15 protein-coding genes and 6 tRNA genes are annotated in these 21,268 nt (G+C 41.2%); 6 read left to right on the top strand and 15 right to left on the bottom strand.

All coding sequences use genetic code 11. The features are described 5' to 3' along the window. Nucleotides 1–491 precede the first annotated feature (491 nt). The 9 genes from PR725_RS19820 to nagB all read right to left on the bottom strand — a co-directional run bounded on the left by PR725_RS19820 (nucleotide 492) and on the right by nagB (nucleotide 4,730). Nucleotides 492–566: transfer RNA gene (locus PR725_RS19820), tRNA-Gln, on the bottom strand. 10 nt (nucleotides 567–576) lie between these two features. Continuing rightward, a tRNA-Met gene (locus tag PR725_RS19815) sits at nucleotides 577–653 on the bottom strand. A gap of 50 nt (nucleotides 654–703) precedes the next feature. Then, a tRNA-Gln gene (locus PR725_RS19810) sits at nucleotides 704–778 on the bottom strand. 31 nt (nucleotides 779–809) lie between these two features. Beyond that, nucleotides 810–884, bottom strand: a tRNA-Gln gene (locus tag PR725_RS19805). A gap of 31 nt (nucleotides 885–915) precedes the next feature. Continuing rightward, nucleotides 916–1,000: transfer RNA gene (locus PR725_RS19800), tRNA-Leu, on the bottom strand. A gap of 6 nt (nucleotides 1,001–1,006) precedes the next feature. Next, nucleotides 1,007–1,083: transfer RNA gene (locus PR725_RS19795), tRNA-Met, on the bottom strand. 369 nt (nucleotides 1,084–1,452) lie between these two features. Then, nucleotides 1,453–2,676, bottom strand: a complete 1,224-nt coding sequence (gene nagC, locus PR725_RS19790) for a DNA-binding transcriptional regulator NagC (RefSeq protein ID WP_109912837.1) — start codon at nucleotides 2,674–2,676, stop codon at nucleotides 1,453–1,455. A gap of 11 nt (nucleotides 2,677–2,687) precedes the next feature. Beyond that, nucleotides 2,688–3,851: an N-acetylglucosamine-6-phosphate deacetylase gene (gene nagA, locus PR725_RS19785; RefSeq protein ID WP_123382157.1), complete on the bottom strand. Its 1,164-nt coding sequence runs from the start codon at nucleotides 3,849–3,851 to the stop codon at nucleotides 2,688–2,690. 75 nt (nucleotides 3,852–3,926) lie between these two features. Beyond that, nucleotides 3,927–4,730 carry a glucosamine-6-phosphate deaminase gene (nagB, locus tag PR725_RS19780; RefSeq protein ID WP_004909001.1) on the bottom strand — a complete coding sequence of 268 codons (804 nt, stop codon included), beginning with the start codon at nucleotides 4,728–4,730 and terminating at the stop codon, nucleotides 3,927–3,929. A gap of 416 nt (nucleotides 4,731–5,146) precedes the next feature. On the opposite strand from nagB, the gene nagE reads away from it, so the two are divergent. From nagE to glnS, 6 genes are all read left to right on the top strand, one after another. After that, a complete protein-coding gene (gene nagE, locus PR725_RS19775) occupies nucleotides 5,147–7,174 on the top strand; it encodes an N-acetylglucosamine-specific PTS transporter subunit IIBC (protein WP_110731782.1) in 2,028 nt (675 codons plus the stop codon). 241 nt (nucleotides 7,175–7,415) lie between these two features. Further along, nucleotides 7,416–7,670, top strand: a complete 255-nt coding sequence (locus PR725_RS19770; RefSeq protein WP_004909005.1) for a colicin E3-like toxin immunity protein — start codon at nucleotides 7,416–7,418, stop codon at nucleotides 7,668–7,670. A 185-nt stretch (nucleotides 7,671–7,855) separates the two neighbouring features. Beyond that, nucleotides 7,856–9,109 carry a hypothetical protein gene (locus PR725_RS19765; RefSeq protein WP_164529086.1) on the top strand — a complete coding sequence of 418 codons (1,254 nt, stop codon included), beginning with the start codon at nucleotides 7,856–7,858 and terminating at the stop codon, nucleotides 9,107–9,109. Continuing rightward, nucleotides 9,106–9,912 carry a sel1 repeat family protein gene (locus tag PR725_RS19760; protein WP_241254165.1) on the top strand — a complete coding sequence of 269 codons (807 nt, stop codon included), beginning with the start codon at nucleotides 9,106–9,108 and terminating at the stop codon, nucleotides 9,910–9,912. Before PR725_RS19765 ends, PR725_RS19760 begins: the two co-directional genes overlap by 4 nt. 210 nt (nucleotides 9,913–10,122) lie before the next feature. Next, nucleotides 10,123–10,938: a sulfite exporter TauE/SafE family protein gene (locus PR725_RS19755; RefSeq protein WP_272570185.1), complete on the top strand. Its 816-nt coding sequence runs from the start codon at nucleotides 10,123–10,125 to the stop codon at nucleotides 10,936–10,938. A gap of 169 nt (nucleotides 10,939–11,107) precedes the next feature. Beyond that, complete coding sequence (gene glnS / locus PR725_RS19750) at nucleotides 11,108–12,775, top strand: glutamine--tRNA ligase (RefSeq protein ID WP_004909016.1); 1,668 nt, start codon at nucleotides 11,108–11,110, stop codon at nucleotides 12,773–12,775. A 216-nt stretch (nucleotides 12,776–12,991) separates the two neighbouring features. On the opposite strand, the gene PR725_RS19745 is transcribed toward glnS, so the two are convergent. From PR725_RS19745 to kdpA, 6 genes are all read right to left on the bottom strand, one after another. Next, nucleotides 12,992–13,387: a DUF5329 family protein gene (locus PR725_RS19745; RefSeq protein ID WP_109912835.1), complete on the bottom strand. Its 396-nt coding sequence runs from the start codon at nucleotides 13,385–13,387 to the stop codon at nucleotides 12,992–12,994. 96 nt (nucleotides 13,388–13,483) lie between these two features. Then, nucleotides 13,484–14,170 carry a two-component system response regulator KdpE gene (kdpE, locus tag PR725_RS19740; RefSeq protein ID WP_004909034.1) on the bottom strand — a complete coding sequence of 229 codons (687 nt, stop codon included), beginning with the start codon at nucleotides 14,168–14,170 and terminating at the stop codon, nucleotides 13,484–13,486. A gap of 16 nt (nucleotides 14,171–14,186) precedes the next feature. Then, entirely contained in the window at nucleotides 14,187–16,874 is a 2,688-nt protein-coding gene (kdpD, locus tag PR725_RS19735) for a two-component system sensor histidine kinase KdpD (protein ID WP_198641775.1), read from the bottom strand. A gap of 8 nt (nucleotides 16,875–16,882) precedes the next feature. Beyond that, a complete protein-coding gene (gene kdpC / locus PR725_RS19730; RefSeq protein WP_109912833.1) occupies nucleotides 16,883–17,476 on the bottom strand; it encodes a potassium-transporting ATPase subunit KdpC in 594 nt (197 codons plus the stop codon). A 10-nt stretch (nucleotides 17,477–17,486) separates the two neighbouring features. Further along, nucleotides 17,487–19,550 carry a potassium-transporting ATPase subunit KdpB gene (gene kdpB, locus PR725_RS19725; protein ID WP_109912832.1) on the bottom strand — a complete coding sequence of 688 codons (2,064 nt, stop codon included), beginning with the start codon at nucleotides 19,548–19,550 and terminating at the stop codon, nucleotides 17,487–17,489. A 13-nt stretch (nucleotides 19,551–19,563) separates the two neighbouring features. Beyond that, nucleotides 19,564–21,267, bottom strand: coding sequence for a potassium-transporting ATPase subunit KdpA (gene kdpA, locus PR725_RS19720; RefSeq protein WP_109912831.1), 1,704 nt, complete (start codon nucleotides 21,265–21,267; stop codon nucleotides 19,564–19,566). Between the last annotated feature and the right edge of the window lies 1 nt (nucleotide 21,268).

Below are 21,268 nucleotides of genomic sequence, written 5' to 3'. Positions count from 1 at the left end.
ACTTTTATTAGAGTTTCTGAGAACTAATTTAGTTGGAATGGAAGAAGGGGCTGAATCTATTAGTACCAGAGGTTGATAATAATTTAACTGGTAATAATCATACCTAACTACAATTCGAGCGCAGATTACCACTTTCAGCAGTTATAGAGAAATGATTGAAGTCACATATTTGATAGAAAAGTTATGCAAACGTAAATTTTATGAGCTAAATGTTGCTTTAATATCACTTTAAGCGATTAAGCTATTGGTTATCCGATAATATTGGAATTAAATAAATAAAGAAACTACCAAAAAGTCATCATTTAAGCTAAAAATAGAGATAGAAATATAAAAAACAGTAGAGATGAAGCCTCAACCTATTAAAAAATGGAGTTATCTGCTATTTTTTTATTTTTTATTTAATTTATCAATAAAATCGATAAGCAAAATTAAGATAGTTTAGGCAGAGAAAGAGAGAATAGGCGTTAATTTAAGTGATATTGAAAAGAGAATGGCTGGGGTACCAGGATTCGAACCTGGGAATGCCAGGATCAAAACCTGGTGCCTTACCGCTTGGCGATACCCCAACAAAAGAAATGGTAGCTACGACGGGATTCGAACCTGTGACCCCAACATTATGAGTGTTGTGCTCTAACCAACTGAGCTACATAGCCATATATAATTTCTTTGAAATGAATTGTGCAACTCTAGGTAGGATAGTAGATGGCTGGGGTACCAGGATTCGAACCTGGGAATGCCAGGATCAAAACCTGGTGCCTTACCGCTTGGCGATACCCCATCCGGGAATTCTACTATTGATTGTTTTAAGATGGCTGGGGTACCAGGATTCGAACCTGGGAATGCCAGGATCAAAACCTGGTGCCTTACCGCTTGGCGATACCCCAATCTTAAATTCAATGCTACCGAGAAGGAAAATGGTGCGGGAGACAAGACTTGAACTTGCACACCTTGCGGCGCCAGAACCTAAATCTGGTGCGTCTACCAATTTCGCCACTCCCGCAAATAATGGTGGCTATGACGGGATTCGAACCTGTGACCCCAACATTATGAGTGTTGTGCTCTAACCAGCTGAGCTACATAGCCATCTTTTTTTGCATAACCTTCGTCGGCGTTGCGGGGCGCATTATGCTAATTACAGACCCGACAGTCAACAGCTTTTTGCACTATTTTTTAGAAAACGTGACTGTTTGTTTGTTGAATAATCATTTTGTCGATAAAGCCAGCAAAAAACAAGCCCGTATTTGAAAAAAATCACTTTTTGTCTTAGACGCTAGATAAATGTAATTTGGTTATGGTGTGAAATAAAACAGCGAAAGAGCTAAAAAATTTGTGTGGGGGAACAAAACGGAGGAATGGGGAGTATGCTAAAAGTGATGTATGGAATGCAGCGTTCAGTTTATAGACAATAAAAAAGCAGGTATCTCAACCTGCTTTAAAAAAACACGCCAAAAATTAGCTTTCAAACAGTTTTTGTAATAATTCACCATTGAGCATCGCGCGTTTAGTGAGTGCGAAAGCGCCTATTGCCGAGTTATGAACTAGCTGCGATGTGACGATGGGAAGATTTTCCCTAAATCCTTTTAAGGCTTGTGTATCAATGCAGCTTTGAATTGCGGGTAACAGAATTTGTTCTGCTTCCGTGATATCGCCTGCAATAACGACTTTTTCAGGGTTAAATAAGTTTATAGAGATAGCTATCGCTTTACCGATTTGCCGGCCAACGTGCTGGATAACTTCCGTAGCAAGTGGATCTCCCTTATTAGCGGCTTGGCAAATATGGGAAATCGTACAAGTTTCCAATGTAAGGGAGCTCGAATAGCCTTGTTCTAAACGCTGTTTTACGCGGGCTTCAATCGCTTGGTTTGAGGCAATGGTTTCTAAACAACCAAAATTACCGCAATGGCAAAGTTCGCCAAGAGGGTCAACTTGAATATGCCCAATTTCCCCGAGGTTACCTCGATGGTTGAGTAATATCTCTTTATTGATGACTAAACCCGCCCCTGCGCCTCTGTGGATGCGAACTAGTAGAGAGTCTTCGCAATCACGAGTAGCACCAAAATAGCTCTCAGCGAGGGCTAGGCTGCGAATATCATGCCCTGCATAACAGGTAATTTTAAAGTGTGCTTGTAAATTGTCGATGAGATGCCAATTGTCGACCTTGATATGTGGCATGTAGTAAACAATCCCACTATTTGGGTTAACTAACCCAGGGAGAATAATAGAAATCGCAATCAGCTCTTTTAAGCGCTTGTGATTGTGCTCAATAAAATCATCAAGAGCGGCAATCAACTTTTGTTCTACGGCTTGCTGAGAAGGCTCTGTGATAGGGTAATGGGCATCGACAATCATTTTGCCACCTAAGTCGTATAAGGCGATGGTGGCATCATAGCGCCCTAAGCGGACGCCAATCGTGTGAAAATTTTTGTGTTCAGAAACAATAGATATGGCACGACGGCCTCCAGTAGAGGCCTGTTGGTCAACTTCTTTAATTAAACCACGTTCGAGTAACTGGCGAGTGATTTTAGTCACACTGGCTGGGGCAAGTTGGCTTTGCTCCGCGATTTGAATTCTTGATATCGGGCCATGTTGGTCAATTAAACTATAGACGACAGCGCTATTTAGTTGTTTGACGAGATCAATATTACCAATTTGCTTCAGCGAGTGGCTTTGATTCATTAGCTAGTTACTCATTTTTTGTAGACTTCTGCTCCGTTAACATAGGTTGCAAGGACGTCGAAGTCGTGGTTAAACGCGGTTAAATTCGCAATTTTACCCGGAGCAATAGACCCTAAAGTCTCATCAACTCCAATGGCTCTTGCGGGGTAGAGCGTTGCCATTCTCAGTGTTTCATCTAATGGAATACCCACGTACTCTACACTGTTTCTCACTGCTTCTATCATGGTGAGTGACGAGCCGCTGAGTGTGCCATTTTCATCTACACATAATCCATCGCGGTAGTATATGGTTTTACCCGCGAAGATAAAATGATCCATTTCACCAGTTTGAGGATCTATTCCTGCCGGCGCTGTGGCATCAGTCACTAAAATTAATTTATCACCTTTTAAGTGCTTACTATTACGGATATTTGCCCACTGAACATGTAAGCCATCAGCAATAATTCCTGCATACACTTCAGGAGTGTCATAAATAGCACCAACTAAACCGGGGCCACGGCCTGAAATATATGGCATGGCGTTGAAAAGATGCGTTGAAAAGCGAATTCCGGCTTTAAAGCCCTGTTTAGCCTCTTCATACGTTGCATTTGAATGCCCAGCAGAAATAACAATGCCGGAATCTTTCAATTGATGAATGTAATCAAGTTCAACCATTTCAGGCGCTAAAGTGATTTTAGTGATGGAGTCTGCATGAGCAGCTAAATAATCAATCATCTGCGCGGATGGTTGGCGGATAAATTCAGGGTTATGTGTGCCTTTTTTAATAACATTAATATATGGGCCTTCTAAATGGAGCCCGAGAGCTTGGTTCTTGTGGTCTTTTAAGTACTCAGTCATGACCTCAATACCATGCTTCATCAATTCGTCAGAGCAGGTAATCAGCGTTGGCAGGTAACTGGTACATCCTGTACGCTCATTGGCTTTTTGCATGATATCCAAATTCTTTAATGTGACATTTTCTTTATTATCATTGAATTGGACACCACCACAGCCGTTGACTTGCAGGTCAATAAACCCTGCAGATAACGTCGCACCTTGTAGGTCATGTTGTGGAATATGGGAAGGTAATTCAGAGACAGGACAAACATCTTTGATGATTTCACCATCAATGACGACCGCATGGTTATCCAGTCTTTCATGACCTGTATAAATAATGCAATTTGTTAATGCATACATGGCTTAAAACTCCTGACCTCTGGAAAGTGGGTCACCGATCAGCCTTCGCTGATCGGGTGATTGATAAATATAATCTTAGTTAAACTTTTCAATAATTTCAGATTCTAGCTGTTTGAAATATTTAAGCGTTTTAACTTTTAATTCGAGTGTTGCGGGTTCATCACAGACGACCAGTGCTTTTGGGTGCATTTGCACGCAGCTCACTGTCCACATATGGTTAATTGAACCTTCAACTGCGGCATGAACTGCGTTCGCTTTATTCGCACCCGTTGCAAGTACCATTAACTCTTCAGCATCCATTAATGTGGCGACACCGACAGTTAAAGCAAATTTTGGTACTTGATTGATATCATTATCAAAGAAACGTGAGTTAGCTTGGCGCGTTTCTGGTGTCAATGTTTTAATGCGGGTGCGTGAGTTCAATGAAGAACCGGGTTCATTAAAAGCAATGTGACCGTCGTTACCTACGCCGCCCATAAATAAATTAATTTTGCCGTAAGATTTAATTTTATCTTCATAACGTTGGCATTCCGCATCAACATCTGGGGCATTACCATTCAGTAAATTAATATTTTGCGCTTGAATGTCGATGTGGTTAAAGAAATTTTCATGCATAAATGTGTGATAGCTTTGAGGATGATTAGCTGGAATACCAATATATTCATCCATATTAAATGTTACCACATGCTTAAAACTAACTTTTCCTGCGTTATATAAAGCAATCAGTGCTTTATAAGTGGCAAGAGGGGTACCGCCTGTTGGTAACCCAAGAACGAAAGGGCGATCAGCAGTAGGGTTGAATGCGTTGATTTTGTCAGCGATATACTGTGCGGACCAAATGCCAACATCATGCGCATTATTAAGTGGAATTAGCCTCATGTCTCAATTACCTCTAATAAGTCTGTGAAATCTTTCATGTATATATGTATCCCTGATGTTATTCATTAGATATAGGAATACTCGTTATACTTCAAATTTATTGTGCATTATCACTTGGTTGACATGCTATTTTTGTTTCAGGACATGCATTCAAGTGTGCTGAGAATATACAGGTTAATAGTACAAATAAGTTATTTTTAATCATAAAATAAGTTTTCGATAATAGCTAGTAATTTAGTCATATCAGTAACTCTTTCGTTGACATTTATCACAAATCGAACCTATTTATTTTGCATCGCGAAACAATTAATTTAGACTATGAAATTGATACTCTCAATAACCTAAATTATGATTTAGGTGTGTGAACAATAAGATCCCGTAAATGGGGCAAAAATAGGGCGATAAAGGGGGAGTTTGTGAATATTCTTAGCTACTTACAGCGGATTGGTAGGGCACTTATGGTGCCAGTTGCTGTACTACCAGCCGCAGCAATCCTGATGGGGATTGGCTATTGGATTGACCCAGATGGTTGGGGAGCCAATAGTGCAATCGCAGCGTTACTGATAAAATCGGGTGCGGCTATTATTGATAATATGTCCGTACTGTTTGCTATTGGTGTTGCTTATGGAATGTCAAAAGATAAGGACGGTGCGGCTGCGCTGACCGGTTTTGTTGGCTTTTTAGTCGTGACAACACTGTGTTCGCCGGCATCTTATTCCATGATCATGAATGTTCCGTTGGAAAGCGTTCCTGCGGCATTCGGTAAAATAAATAACCAATTCGTGGGTATCTTAGTTGGGGTATTGTCTGCTGAATTGTACAACCGCTACAGTGGCGTAGAGCTACCAAAAGCGTTGTCTTTCTTTAGCGGTCGTCGCCTCGTGCCGATTTTGACATCATTCTTAATGATCATCTTAGCCTTCATTCTGATGTATGTTTGGCCGGTGGTATATAATGGTTTGGTTTCTTTCGGTGAAAGCATTAAAGATTTAGGTTCTGTGGGAGCGGGTATTTATGCCTTCTTCAACCGTTTATTAATTCCTGTTGGTCTACACCACGCACTTAACTCTGTGTTCTGGTTTGACGTTGCTGGGATCAATGATATTCCGAACTTCTTAGGCGGCGCTAAGTCAATTGATGCCGGCTTGGCAACGGTAGGTATCACTGGTCGCTATCAAGCAGGCTTCTTCCCAATCATGATGTTTGGTTTACCTGGTGCGGCATTAGCGATTTACCACTGTGCTCGCCCGGAAAATAAAGCCAAAGTGGCTGGTATTATGATTGCTGGTGCGTTTGCGGCATTCTTCACCGGTATCACTGAACCACTTGAATTCTCATTCATGTTCGTGGCGCCAATTCTGTACGTAGTCCACGCATTGTTAACGGGTATTTCGGTTTATATCGCAGCAACAATGGAATGGATTTCAGGGTTCGGTTTCAGCGCAGGTTTAGTCGATATGTTATTGCAATCACGTAACCCATTAGCCGTTCAGTGGTATATGTTGATTGTTCAAGGCTTAGTCTTCTTCTGCATTTACTATGTCATTTTCCGTTTCATGATCCGTAAATTCAACCTGTTAACACCAGGCCGTGAAGAGAGCGCAGGTGATGAAACGATTGATGGTTATGACGAAAGCATTAGCCCTGCCGATAACAGTGACAGCGATATTCAAAAAGAAGCTCGCCAATATGTTGCAGCGGTTGGTGGTAGTGATAACATCGTCAGTATTGATGCTTGTATTACACGTTTACGTTTAGGCGTTAAAGATTCAGCAGTTGTTAACGATGCGATGACTAAACGTTTAGGCGCTTCAGGTGTTATCCGCTTAAGCAAACAAAATGTGCAAGTGATTGTCGGTACACGTGCTGAATTGGTCGCAAAAGCAATGACTGAAGTAATTGCAAAAGGCCCTATTGCCGGTTCTGCACCAGTTGCAGCAGCAGAAGAGAAAAAAGCCGCAGAGCCTGCGAAAACAAAAGGTAATGTGATTTTATCTCTGGTTGCGCCAGTCAGTGGTCAAGTGTTCTCCCTTGATGATGTGCCAGATGAAGCGTTTTCTAGCCGCATTGTGGGCGATGGTATTGCCATCAAACCAACAAGCAGCGAAGTGTTAGCGCCGGCGTCAGGTACGGTGGTGAAAATTTTCGAAACTAACCACGCATTCTGCCTTGAAACAGAAAACGGTGTTGAACTCATTGTTCATATGGGGATCGATACGGTTGCACTGAAAGGCGAAGGTTGCGCACGTTTAGTGGAAGAAGGTGCCGAAGTAACCGCTGGCACACCAATCCTGAACTTAGACCTCGCGTTCCTTGAAGCCAATGCTAAATCAATGATTAGCCCTGTTATCATCAGCAATATCGATGATTTTTCTGGCGTCGAAATTTTAGTTGAAGGTGACGTGAAAGCAGGTGAAACCGTTATTTATAATGTTCTGAAATAATTCAGTTTAATATTATAAGTGAGTAAGAGGGTGGCTTAGGCCACCCTCTTTGTTTATGCAGCTTAAATAAGAAAAAGATAATCATATAGGGCATAACAAATAATGATAATCACTATCAATTGAGTCCAGTGTATAAAGAAAATATAATTAATTGTTAGCTTTGTGGAGAGGCTGAAATACGAGAGTAATTAAAATAAAAGCGCCTAAAAGCAATATAACAAAGTATCTATAAGGAGAAAAAATGGGATTAAAAATTCATCTGGTTTGGTTTGATAAACAAACAGAAGAATATGTTGGTGAAGAGTATTCTCTTGACTTAGGGGATGATGGTAGCATTATAGAAAAAACTATTAACCCTGAAGAAAACATTATTAATAATGGTTGTTTTGATGTGCTTTCTGATTGGGCCTCTAATCTTCAAAAGCATATAAAACATAAATTTAAATTTAATAAATATGATTATCAAGTTTCATTCGATTATCGAGAAGAATGGTAATTATTTATATTTATAAATTATTAGTAAATCATTTAATTTGCTTTTTTTATGCAGGTTAATATTTACCCATAAAAATGGGGGGTATATAAAATAATTGGTAAATAATTTATTTATTTAAAATAAAGGTAAAAATCTGTAGAAATATTAGGGATTTATTCAAAGTAATAACATAAGGAATATGTATTATGACAGAGTCAATAAAGCACCTACAGATCCATAAACTAGAAGATATGAATATTCATAGAAACTTAGGCGCAGGTCATGACCCGATGCAGATAGGACCACCCAGCATAACCATTCATGTGGCGCCTAAAGGTAGTCCAATTTACAATCAGTTAGGAGAAGACACGGGGAATACATCACAATGGGGACATACCTATATTAGTATTCGAGGCATTAATCCTGTGACACATAATTATGAACAAATTAGCATGGGACTTAGTCCAGGAGAAGATTGGGGGTCATCAAAAGATAATTTGTCTTTTAATGATCATGTTCGTTATAAAAGTGCTTCCACATTGACGATAACATCAAATAATCAACAGTTTTTTAGTCATTTCAATAATCTATATACGGCTATGCATGATTATAAAACAGGAAAAACGCAGCCTCCGAATTATAATCCATTTAGTTTAACTGGGGAAAAAACGTGCGGTAAATTTGTTCAGTCAGAGCTAGAAAAAGCAGGCATGCAAGGTATTAATATCCCCTTTTGGCCTGATGATGCTTATGAGAATTTAGACAATTTGGCTGATGATTACGAAACACCATTAGTAATTGATTTAGGTGGTAATGGTGTACAAACTTTAGTAGATAGTTTTGGCGTTGAATTCGATTTTAAAGGAAATGCAATTAAGTCGCGAACAGGCTGGGTACACCCAGATGATGGATTACTGGTGTGGGATAAAAATAAAGATGGCATGATTAATTCAGGTAACGAATTGTTTGGTAACAATAGCCTACAGATTAGTAATACACGACTGAAAGATGGCTTTTCTGCTTTATCTGAATTGGACAGTAATACTGATAGAATTATTAATTCAAGTGATAAGTTTTGGTTGGAGTTAAAAGTCTGGCAAGATAAAAATTCGGATGGTATTAGTCAATTCCATGAATTAACAAATTTAAGTAATATGGGCATTAACGCAATTGAGTTGAATGCAAATGAGCTCAATTTTTATGATGAGAATGGTAATTTCCATAAATTAATGGCTAAGGTAAGTTGGGATAATAATAAGCAAACTGAAGTCGTTGATGTATTATTTCACCAGCGAGCGAATACGATTAATTTACAACAAAATTTTAATCAACTTATTGATAATATGGTTGGTTTTTCATTCCCCTCAAATGATGACTGTATCTTTTTAATTGCAGACACCATAACAAGCTATCCTCATGCAACTTCACTCTTTACCAATGATTTAGGAAAAATCTCGTGAGGTTGCTTTCATGGTCTATCGTTATAGGAGCGTTCATTATCGGGACTCCAACTTGGGGAGGGAATACAAATCCTCCTTTAATTCCAACTGTAAGAGATCGTCTATATACCATTGGGTATAATGAAACAGAACTACGTTATGACCCAGACCTACCTAAAAAAGTTTCTTATCCTGCAAACCAACAGCAAGTGCTTGAGTTATATCATCGGGCATTAAAAAATAATAATGAAGATGATAATTATGCCTTATTTTCTTTTTTCAGAATTGGTTGCACCGATTTTAAGCATTTACATAATGTGAAAGCTGCAAAAGAAGAGTGTGCACTGGCAAATTTCTTTTTGAAGAGAGTATTAAAAATTAATTCTAACAATGGGTTAGCTCTGTTATTTACAGGGGTAAACTATCAGCATGGTAATGGGGGGGAAGTAAATATGCCAGAAGCAATTTCATATTATGAACGAGCTTACCACCTTCATGGTAATAAGGTAATTGTAGCAGGAAAAAATCTTTCGACGATTTATTTACATGGACTCGGCGGGATCCCTCAGGACTTTAATAAAGCTAAATACTATTTAGAAATGGCCGCAAGAGATAACCCAAAGGGGCAAGATGCATATTACCTCAAGAATTTTGATACATATGTTGATTTACTTAAAATATCAAATGAAGGTGATAAATGTAAGCAACAAAACTCTAATAACCGTATCTGGGTAAAAGAATGTAATGATAAAGTAGAAAAGAAAATAGAAGCGTACTTAAAAAAACATAGAGGAAATCAGAAAGAGAAAGATGCGATTGGTTAATTTACCAAAATTTTATTTTATGACTAGTATGAAAGGTAGTTATGAATAATACGTTAAAAATAGAGTGTAAAAACACTCTATTTTTCGTATTAAAAAATTGCATTTATTAATAACATTGGCGAAATCTCAAACAAGGTTGTCAAATCTGCATAAGCAAGGGGCTTTTTTCATCGATAAGATATTTTCTCAATGACTGATGAGGAATTTTCTGTGGAACTGCTTCTGTGCTTATTTGGCTTTATTTCGGGGATCACCACCGCACTATTTGGTTTTGGTGGCGGCTTTATCACCGTTCCACTGTTATATGCGCTAATTACCTTAGTATGGGGGCCACAAAGCGATGCAGGAACTGTGGCGATGCAAATCGCGGTGGCAACATCCACTTGCGTGATGATTTTTTCATCAACATTATCAAGTCGCGCTCATTATTTAAAAGGAAATCTCAGCTGGCCAATTATAAAGCCACTTATTATCCCTATTTCAGTGGGGGGGATATTTGGGGCGATTGTGGCGTTATCGGTAGATAATGCATTAATTCGTTGGATATTTATTGGCTATCTCATCATCACTATTTTAGATTGTTTTATTCGTCCCGGTTTTATGAAGACAGAATCTACGGGGATACAACTCTCTCGTGGTGGTATTTTTGCAGATACTCCGATTGGTGTGGTGATTGGCGCGGTAGCGGCATTTTTAGGTGTTGGTGGCAGTGTGATGACTGTTCCATTAATGCGGCGCCGTGGTGCCAGTATGATCCAAGCCGCTGCCTTTGCGAATCCATTGACATTACCAATGGCGATCACGGGTACATTAACCTATTTTTATTTCGCTATTGATAAACACATTGACCTCGGATCGGGCTTTCTGGGGATGATCTATATCAAAGGGGCATTAATTTTAATTGTGACATCGTGGCTAGGGATACGTTTTGCTTCTTTATTAATGCCTTACCTTAGCGATAAACGTCATGCCCAAAGTTATCCACTACTGTTACTCGTGGTTTTAGCTGTTATGTTACTGGTTTAAAATCGCGTATTTCGGTAGGCAAAAATGAGGTTTTTGTCCTAAATTCCTTCTGATCATCGCTTTTGCCGCACTTGGCGCAATCAAACGGTTGTTTCCTGATTGATTATGGTAGAATATATTTAGTTACTACACGCTTTTAGCGCGCTTTTGGCATTGAGGAATGATGACAATGAATGAGGCAGATGCTCGCCCAACAAATTTTATCCGTCAGATCATAGATGAAGATCTGGCGACCGGAAAACACACGTCAGTGCATACGCGTTTTCCACCTGAACCGAATGGCTATTTACATATTGGTCATGCGAAATCAATCTGCTTGAATTTTGGCATTGCCAAGGATTATCAAGGCCAATGTAATTTACGTTTTGATGATACCAACCCTGTAAAAGAAGATGTCGAATACGTTAACTCGATTCAAGAAGACGTTAAATGGCTTGGTTTTGAGTGGAGCGGTAATGTTCGCTATTCCTCTGACTACTTTGATACCTTGTATCAATATGCAATTGAGCTGATCAAAAAAGGCTTAGCTTACGTTGACGAGCTCAGCCCAGATCAAATTCGCGAATATCGTGGAACATTGAAAGAGCCGGGTAAAAATAGCCCATACCGTGAGCGCCTTATTGAAGATAACTTAGCATTATTCGAAAAAATGCGTGCGGGTGGCTTCGAAGAAGGAAAAGCGTGTTTACGTGCGAAAATCGATATGGCATCCCCATTTATGGTGATGCGCGACCCGGTTTTATATCGCATTAAATTTGCGGAACATCACCAATCTGGCAATAAATGGTGCATTTACCCAATGTATGACTTCACGCATTGTATTTCTGATGCATTAGAAGGTATTACACACTCTTTATGTACCTTAGAATTCCAAGACAACCGTCGTTTATATGATTGGGTATTAGACAATATCACCATTGATTGCCATCCACGTCAGTACGAGTTTTCTCGTCTGAATTTGGAATACACGGTGATGTCTAAGCGTAAATTAAACCAATTAGTCACTGAAAAACACGTGCATGGTTGGGATGACCCTCGTATGTTAACCATATCAGGCTTACGCCGTCGTGGTTATACTGCAGCCTCTATCCGTGAATTTTGCCAACGTATTGGTGTGACAAAACAAGACAACAACGTTGAAATGGCCTCTTTAGAGTCCTGTATTCGTGATGATCTGAATGAGTCAGCACCACGTGCTATGGCGGTTATTGACCCAGTTCGTGTAGTGATTGAAAACATGCCAGCGGGTGAAGAGATTTTAACAGCGCCAAACCATCCAAATAAACCGGAGATGGGAACGCGCCAAGTGCCATTTAGCAATGAAATTTATATCGACCGTGCAGATTTCCGTGAGGAAGCGAACCGCCAATATAAGCGTTTAGTATTAGGCAAAGAAGTTCGTTTGCGTAATGCATACATTATTAAAGCAGAGCGTGTTGAAAAAGACGCAGATGGTAACATCACAACCATCTACTGTACTTATGATGCAGGCACATTAAATAAAGACCCAGCAGATGGCCGTAAAGTGAAAGGCGTTATTCATTGGGTAAGTGTCGCTCACGCATTACCTGCAGAAATTCGTCTGTATGACCGTTTATTCACTGTGCCAAACCCAGGTGCAGAAGACGATTTCTTATCGGTTATCAATCCAGATTCACTGGTTATTCGTCAAGGTTTTGTTGAGCCGAGCCTGAAAAATGCCGTGGCAGAAAAAGCGTATCAGTTTGAACGCGAAGGCTATTTCTGTGCGGATAACAAGTTAAGTAGTGCAGAACATTTAGTCTTTAACCGGACTGTGGGGTTGCGTGATACTTGGGCGAAACTCGAAAATTCTTAATTTGATGTCCCCGTCATACTTTGCACCACAGGGGTGTTGGCTTCATTAAGTTACTCGAGTCACATACTTATGTATGCTCACGGGATAACTTAATTTGCCGCCTACCTGTGGTACAAATTATTTAGGGGCCAGATCGAGTATTAGCACAAAAAACGCTGACAAATAAATGTCAGCGTTTTTTATAGTAATCTACAAAGCCTACAAAATCTGAAGAACCTATTTGGATTTGCTATCCACTTTTTCTTTTAATAATTCATGCAGATATTCATTCGCGGAAGTCACATTACCTTGCGCATCTTTAACTTGATACTCTTCGCCAGTAATGGACGATTTTGAAGCTACGTTATCAATAAATTGTTCTACAGTTTTGAGACGTTTTTCTGTTTTACGCAGTTTTAATCGCAAATGAGACTCTGCGTCAGCGGCAGAATATTCAGTGCCATTACGTGTAAAAGTAAGGTTTTGTTGTTTACCAAGCTCAGCTAATAATGATTCAGTACGCATTTTTTCTTCAGGGCTTAACGCAAGGGCTTGAGTAGTCACAAAAACACTTAAAAAAAGGACTAAAGCAGATGAAAAACGGTTTGATAGTTGGGCTGTGAGTGATTGCACGAATTTCTCTCCATAGAAAAAAGGTGAGTAAATTATAAGCAGTCTTTTAATTTAAACTATCGGTAAGATTCCTAGAATTCAATAAATGGTCATCTGTTAAGGCATAAACCGATAACCAATTCCTGTTTCGGTTAATAAGTGAATAGGGCGTGCTGGATCATTTTCTAATTTTTGCCGTAGATGGCCCATGTAGATGCGTAAGTAATGATTATGTTCCACATAATTAGGCCCCCAGACTTGCAGTAATAAGTGCCTCTGAGTTAATACTTTACCGCTGTTAGCCACGAGTTCACTGAGTAAACGAAATTCAATCGGGGTTAGATGAAGTTCTTCATTTTGTTTGGTCACGACACGATTAATAAAGTCGATGGTAATATCCCCAAACTGGCATTTTGAGTTTTCTTGAGTGGCTTTGCCGAAGCGCCGTAAAGCCACTCTAACTCGAGCCAGTAACTCACTAATTCCGAAGGGTTTTGTGAGGTAATCATCAGCACCTGCATCCAATGCTGCCACTTTTTGTGATTCTTCTTCACGAGCGGATAAAACAATAATCGGAATACTACTCCACTGACGTAGATCACGAATTAAATCAAGCCCATCACCATCGGGTAAGCCAAGGTCTAAAATTAACAAATCAGGTTGTCGCGTACCGGATTCAATGAGGCCGCGTTGGTAATTTTCCGCCTCAAATACCTTCCAGCCTTCACCTTCCAGCGCTAAACGAACAAAGCGGCGGATTTCTTTTTCATCTTCAACAACCAGAATTTGATGGCTAGTACTCACAATATTGTTAATCCTTTTATGTTTCTACTTCGATATCAGGTAGTTGCTTTAAAGGTAAGACAAAATGGAAACTCGCTCCACCTTTATTATTATTTTGCGCCCAAATTTCGCCTTCATGTAACTGAATAATAGCACGACAAATGGCGAGCCCTAAGCCAACTCCTGGAATTGCGGACTCTTTTTGCGCCCGAGAAAATTTATCAAAAATGGTTTTTTCTTGTCCGTTTGGAATCGCATTGCTGGCATCCCATATTTCAATATGAATTTTTTGCCCTTCAACTGTAGCTCGAATACCAATCGGGGTATCGTCATGACTGTATTTTACGGCATTTTCTAATAGGTTGATTAGCACCCGTTCAATCAAGTTAGCATCACAATAAAGTAGTAAGTCTGCTGGAATATCAATTTCTAAAGGATGGCTGTGTAAGGTGTAATCTAAGGTTCTAACAGCACTACTGGTAATTTCTTGCAGTGATTCCCACGCTAAATTGGGCTGAATACTGCCAGATTGTAAGCGAGCCATATCCAGTAAATTATTCACCAAGCGCGAAGTGCTAAGTACTTGCTGGCGCATTTGGTTCACTTGTTCTGTTAGTGGTGATTTTTCCGCAGACAAATTCAACATTAAGATTTCGGTTTGGCCGAATAAAACGGTGAGCGGTGTTTTTAGGTCATGAGACAGTGCGGCAAGTAAGGAGTTTCTTAGTTGTTCTCGTTCAATATCTAATTTGGCTGATTCAGCTTGTTTTGTCAGCTGCAGACGTGCAAAAGCACTCGCAATCAGTCCTGTAAAGGTTTGCAGCATGCGTTGCTGTTCTGGGATCAATAACTGGCGCATGTTTCTTGGTTCAATGGCAAGAACGGCAAGGGTTTGATCGGCAGTGGTGATAGGTTGCAATTGATAGGGAACGCTTGGTAGTGTATCCGTACCAGCACCGGCGGGTTGCCGCTTATCAAAACACCATTTAGCAATGGCTTTATCAATCAGCATTTCACTGTGGCCTTCACATTTTAATGGTGATAACTGGTCGTTTTCATCGGGGAGCAGTAAGCAGCTTTTGGCTTGAAATGCATTATTAAGGAAATGGTACCCAGTTCTCCCAATATCATCAGTCGTGATAGCTTGTCCTAATTCTTTTGTCATTTCATATAGGTGACGTGTTCGCTGCTCTCGATACCGAGCGATACGAGCTTGGTAGCGCATACCTGCAGTTAAATTCCCCACAACAACCCCCACAATTAGCATCACTGTAAACGTGACTAAATATTGCATATCCATGATAGCAAGGGAGAAATGGGGTTGAACAAAGAACAGGTCAAAACTGATCACGTTGACCAGAGCGGCGAAGACAGAGGGGCGTCGGCCATAAAATAATGCGATTAACACGACACCTAATAGATAGAGTGTCACGAGGTTGGCTTTATCGAGGGCCAATAAAAAGGTGCGCGAAAATAAGGTGATAGCAGCACACATCACAATAGCCATTAAATAGCCATTCATATCCGATCGCCATTTTTCAGAGAACGGCTTTCTTTCTGGTTCTTTGTCCCACTCACTTTTCTCTTCAAGTGCGACGATCACTAAATCCAGATCAGGGCCGAGCTTACCAAGACGATCGGCAAAACCGGGACGTAAATTGAGCTTAAACCATTTGTTTACTTTATTACGCCGACCAATCAATATCTTCCCTAAATTATGTTCTCGGGCATAACGTAATATCGCTTTTTCTTCCGAAGGGTCGGATAAAGTTGCTGTTTCTGCACCTAAGTCTTGAGCAAGACGCAACGCTTTTAAGATAGCTCTACGCTGGGTTTCAGGTAGCTGATGAAGTGAGGGAGTTTCAACATAAACAGCATGCCAGACACTACCGAATTTTGCAGCAAGTCGTGCGGCAGTACGGACTAATTTTTCATTTCCGGTATTATGGCCAATGCATAGCAAGAGCCCATCGCGAGTGTGCCATACGGGGGCTTGGCCTTTACCATCACGAAATTCACGCATCTGGTCATCAACCCGGTCAGCAGTACGCCGAAGAGCCAGCTCACGCAGTGCAATTAAGTTTCCTTTGCGGAAAAAATGCTCAATAGCGCGTTCGGCTTGCCCCGGTATATACACTTTGCCTTCTTTAAGGCGTTGTCGTAGGTCGTCAGGAGGAAGATCAACTAATACCACCTCATCAGCTGCATCAAAAATATGATCTGGAACTGTTTCACGTACGCGAATACCTGTAATACTTCCCACGATGTCATTCAGGCTTTCAATGTGTTGAACGTTGATGGTTGTCAGTACGTCAATTCCGGCATCAAGGAGTTCTTCGACATCTTGCCAACGTTTAGGGTGGCGGCTGCCATGGGGGTTACTAAATGCTAATTCATCCATTAAAATTATGGCTGGATGCCTAGCAATTGCTGCGTCAATATCGAAACCATTTAGGCGGCGACCGTGATGAGTTATGCGCCTAGGTGGCAACAGAGAAAGGCCGTCAAGTAGCGCGGCCGTTTCTTCTCTTTCATGGGTTTCTACTACGCCAATCAGCACATCTAGCCCTTGAGCTCTGAGTCTCTGTGCTTCTTGCAGCATGGCATACGTTTTTCCAACACCAGCACAGGCACCGAAAAAAATCTTTAATTTGCCACGCCCAATTTCATTGGCTTTGACCAAGAGTTCATCAGGGTTAGGGCGAATAGGTTCTTGATTGTCCATCACAGCCCCTAGTGAGTTTGACTGTTTATTTGTTGTTGATATTCATCAAGTGCTAAGTTCAGTTTTAGCACATTAATGACGGGTTCACCTAAAAAGGGCAACAATGCCTGTTCAGTATGCGTTTCTATCAATGATTTTACTGTATCTAATGGAATTTGCCTGCTTTTTGCAATACGTGGAGCTTGGTATAACGCTGCATCAATAGAAATATTGGGGTCTAAGCCACTGGCGGAAGACGTGAGTAAATCTACTGGGATGGCATTACCTGCATCGGGGTTCTCTGCGCGCAGTTGTTCGCTACGCTCTGCCATCGTTTGTTGTAATAATGGGTTACTGACAGCCAAATTACTTCCACCAGAAGCTAAGGTATTGTAGGGGATATCGACAGTTGCTGAGGGGCGACCGTGAAAATAGCGAATATTACCCACATTTTGCCCGATTAAGGCAGAACCAACAATGCGCTCATCTTGTGTGAGTAAAGAACCGTGAGCCTGCCAGGGAAAAAAAATATTAGCGAGGCCAGTCACCATTAATGGGTAAGCAATACCTGTAAAAATGGTGAGTATAAATAACATAATCATCGACGAACGGATCATATTCATAATCAATTCCTTATATTCCAAAGAGACTAATAAGCAGATCAATCAGTTTGATCCCAACAAATGGCACAATTAACCCGCCTAAGCCATATATGCCTAAATTACGTTGCAATAATGATTGAGAGCTCATTGGCCGATAATTGACCCCTTTAATGGCGAGGGGAATCAAGAAGATAATAATCAATGCGTTAAAGATAACCGCAGAGAGGATAGCGGATGCGGGTGAATGTAATTGCATAATATTTAACGCATTTAACTGTGGCCATGTTACGGCAAAAGCGGCAGGGATAATGGCAAAATATTTAGCAATATCATTAGCAATACTGAAGGTGGTTAATGAGCCACGGGTCATTAGCATTTGTTTACCAATATGCACCACTTCAATCAGTTTGGTTGGGTTGGAGTCTAAATCCACCATGTTACCGGCTTCTTTTGCGGCTTGGGTACCTGAGTTCATTGCGACTGCGACATCCGCTTGCGCGAGTGCTGGCGCATCGTTGGTGCCGTCACCGGTCATAGCAACTAAGCGACCCTCAGATTGATATTGGCGGATCAACGCCAGTTTGGCTTCTGGTGTCGCTTCTGCAAGAAAATCATCGACGCCTGCTTCGGCTGCAATTGCGGCTGCTGTTAAATGGTTATCTCCGGTGATCATCACCGTTTTGATGCCCATACTACGCATTTGGGCGAAGCGTTCTTTCATGCCCCCTTTGACGATATCTTTTAATGCTACGACACCTAAAACCGTTTTATTATCAACCACCACAAGTGGCGTTCCGCCTAAATGGGCCACTTTTTCGACCAGTTGATCCGCTTCGACAGGAAATTTACTGTGATTGGCTTCGATATAACGGCGGATGGCATCCGCAGAGCCCTTGCGGATCATTCGCTCGCCAATATTGACACCACTCATACGTGTCATTGCGGAGAAAGGAACAAAAGTTGCATTCAGGGCATGAATATCTCTTTCACGTAAATTAAATTTTTGTTTTGCCAAGACCACAATACTGCGTCCTTCTGGGGTTTCATCCGCTAAAGACGATAGTTGTGCGGCATCCGCCAGTTGCTGCTCTGTAATACCTGTTAGCGGTAAAAATTCAGAGGCTTGGCGGTTTCCCAGTGTAATGGTCCCCGTTTTATCAAGTAATAGAACGTCGACATCACCTGCTGCCTCTACAGCACGGCCGCTGGTGGCAATTACATTTGCTCCTAGCATGCGGCTCATCCCTGCCACACCAATAGATGAAAGTAAGCCACCGATGGTTGTTGGAATTAAGCACACTAATAACGCTATTAACACTAAAATAGAAACGGCACTGCCTGCGCCTGCATGCTCTGCGGCAAAAACGGTGAATGGGTACAAGGTGGCACAAACTAACACAAAGATAATAGTCAGTGCAGTTAATAAAATAGTGAGCGCGATTTCATTGGGGGTTTTACGGCGTTGTGCGCCTTCAACCATGGAAATCATTCTATCTAAGAAGGTTTCACCGGGATTGACGGTACACTCGACTATCAGCCAATCGGAAAGTACGCGAGTTCCGCCTGTCACTGAAGAGAAATCACCACCAGATTCGCGGATCACGGGAGCGGATTCCCCCGTGATGGCACTTTCATCCACGGAAGCACCACCTTCGATGACTTCGCCATCGCAAGGAATGGTTTCTCCGGCACGGATCAACACAATATCGCCTTTACGTAACTGATCTGAACTCACGATATCTTGGTTCGCCTCCAATGAGGCAGACGCTAGCCGCGTTGCGCTACTTTGTTGCTTTACGCCTTTTAAGCTTTGAGCTTGTGCTTTACTTCGCCCTTCAGCAAGCGCTTCTGCAAAGTTGGCAAAAATAACCGTGAACCACAGCCAAAGGGTGATCATTCCGCTGAACCAAGCACTGCCTTGTGTGTAACCCGTTACCATCGCTAACCAGAGTAACGTGGTGATAATACTGCCAATAAAAACTACAAACATGACTGGGTTACGCCATTGTGCTTGTGGTGTACATTTTTTGATAGATTCAATAATGGATTGTTTAATTAATTGATTATTGAATAATTTAGTTTGTTTGTTTTTCATTTTTTTTTCCTCATTATCCGGCAAAACCAATGTGTAATTGCTCAGCGATAGGGCCTAATGCAAGAGCGGGTACAAAGGTCAGTGCGCCAATGAGAAGTACGGTGAAAACCAGTAAGCCAATAAATAATGGGCCAGTTGTCGGCAATGTGGCATGGCTTTTGGCTTGGGGTTTCTTATTGGCCATGGAACCTGCGATAGCCAAGACAGGAAGAATGACACCAAAGCGGCCTATAAACATCGTAATGGCAAGTAGCACATTGTAAAACGGAGTGTTAGCGCTGAGCCCAGCAAAAGCGCTACCGTTATTATTAGCCGCAGAAGAAAAGGCGTATAACACTTCACTAAACCCATGCGCTCCAGGGTTTAAAATTCCTGCACGGCCCGCTTCGGTTATTAATGAAAGAGTGGTACCAAGTAGCACTAAGGTTGGGGTGACTAAAATCGCCAGTGCCACCATTTTCATTTCTCGAACTTCGATTTTTTTACCGAGGTATTCAGGCGTACGACCAATCATAAGTCCAGCAAGGAAGACAGCGAGTAGCACAAACAGCAACATACCGTATAAGCCGGAACCAACGCCACCAAAGACCACTTCACCAATTTGCATTAACCACATCGGTACCATTCCGCCCATTGCGGTAAAGGAGTCATGCATGGCGTTAACTGCTCCGCAAGATGCGGCAGTGGTAACGACAGCAAACAAAGCGGAACCAACAATCCCAAAGCGGCTCTCTTTTCCTTCCATATTGGCAGAGCTAGTGGCATGTAGTTCGGTTAAAAATGGGTTTCCCACATATTCAGCCTTAACCACAACGATGGCGGCAACCACAAAAATGATCCCCATAACCCAGAGTAAAGTATGGCCTTGTTTGTTGTTACCAACTGCACGACCAAAAGCAAAGCAAAGTGCAGTAGGGATCAGGAAAATAGCAAACATTTGCACAAAATTACTCAGTGCGGTTGGGTTTTCAAAAGGATGTGATGAGTTAGCGCCAAAGAAGCCGCCACCATTAGTGCCGAGCAATTTTATCGCTTCTTGGGAAGCTACTGGCCCCATCGGCAATAGTTGTTCACTGTTATCTAAAGGGTGAATAAGTAAATAACTGGAATAATTTTGAATAACCCCTTGGCTGACAAAAAATAATGCAAAAATAATCGCTAAAGGAAAGAGTAAATACACCGTAATTCGGTAAATATCTAACCACGCATTACCGACAGTTTTACTACCATGGTGTGAAAAAGCGCGAATAATTGCGAAAGCAACGGCAATACCTGTCGCTGCGGAAAGGAAGTTTTGTACCGTCAACCCGGCCATTTGGCTCAAATAACTTAATGTATTTTCGCCGCTATAAGCTTGCCAGTTAGTATTAGTAATGAAACTAACGGCGGTATTAAAGGCTAAATCCCAGCTCATCCCTTCAAAGTGTTGAGGGTTAAGGGGCAAACGGCCTTGGCAGATTAAGATAACGAATAATAAAATAAAACCTAAAAGATTAAATAATACAATCGCTAAGGCATATTGTTTCCAATTCATCTCAGCCATGTCTCTTCCTGGCTGTTTGACTCCGGTTAAACGCCAAAGTAAGGACTCACTGCTTGCTAACCGATGAGGTATATCATTGTCGATTAACCGAGCAATAGCATTGCCTAAAGGCTTTGCTAAGATGAATAAGAACAGTAAAAAACTACCTAAAAATAGCAATGTGGTGGTAGTCATA

This window comes from Providencia sp. PROV255 (genome assembly GCF_028478065.1).
In the GTDB taxonomy this organism is placed as follows: Bacteria; Pseudomonadota; Gammaproteobacteria; order Enterobacterales; family Enterobacteriaceae; genus Providencia; species Providencia rettgeri.
Note: the sequence above shows the minus strand (reverse complement) of the source record. Positions and strands in the feature narration are given on the sequence as shown.

Bases quoted from the DNA above. Each gene is read 5' to 3' on its own strand.
- nagC (WP_109912837.1), bottom strand. From the start codon at position 2,676: ATGAATCAAAGCCACTCGCTGAAGCAAATTGGTAATATTGATCTCGTC.
- nagA (WP_123382157.1), bottom strand. From the start codon at position 3,851: ATGTATGCATTAACAAATTGCATTATTTATACAGGTCATGAAAGACTG.
- nagB (WP_004909001.1), bottom strand. From the start codon at position 4,730: ATGAGGCTAATTCCACTTAATAATGCGCATGATGTTGGCATTTGGTCC.
- PR725_RS19770 (WP_004909005.1), top strand. From the start codon at position 7,416: ATGGGATTAAAAATTCATCTGGTTTGGTTTGATAAACAAACAGAAGAA.
- PR725_RS19765 (WP_164529086.1), top strand. From the start codon at position 7,856: ATGACAGAGTCAATAAAGCACCTACAGATCCATAAACTAGAAGATATG.
- glnS (WP_004909016.1), top strand. From the start codon at position 11,108: ATGAATGAGGCAGATGCTCGCCCAACAAATTTTATCCGTCAGATCATA.
- kdpD (WP_198641775.1), bottom strand. From the start codon at position 16,874: ATGGACAATCAAGAACCTATTCGCCCTAACCCTGATGAACTCTTGGTC.
- kdpC (WP_109912833.1), bottom strand. From the start codon at position 17,476: ATGAATATGATCCGTTCGTCGATGATTATGTTATTTATACTCACCATT.
- kdpB (WP_109912832.1), bottom strand. From the start codon at position 19,550: ATGAAAAACAAACAAACTAAATTATTCAATAATCAATTAATTAAACAA.
- kdpA (WP_109912831.1), bottom strand. From the start codon at position 21,267: ATGACTACCACCACATTGCTATTTTTAGGTAGTTTTTTACTGTTCTTA.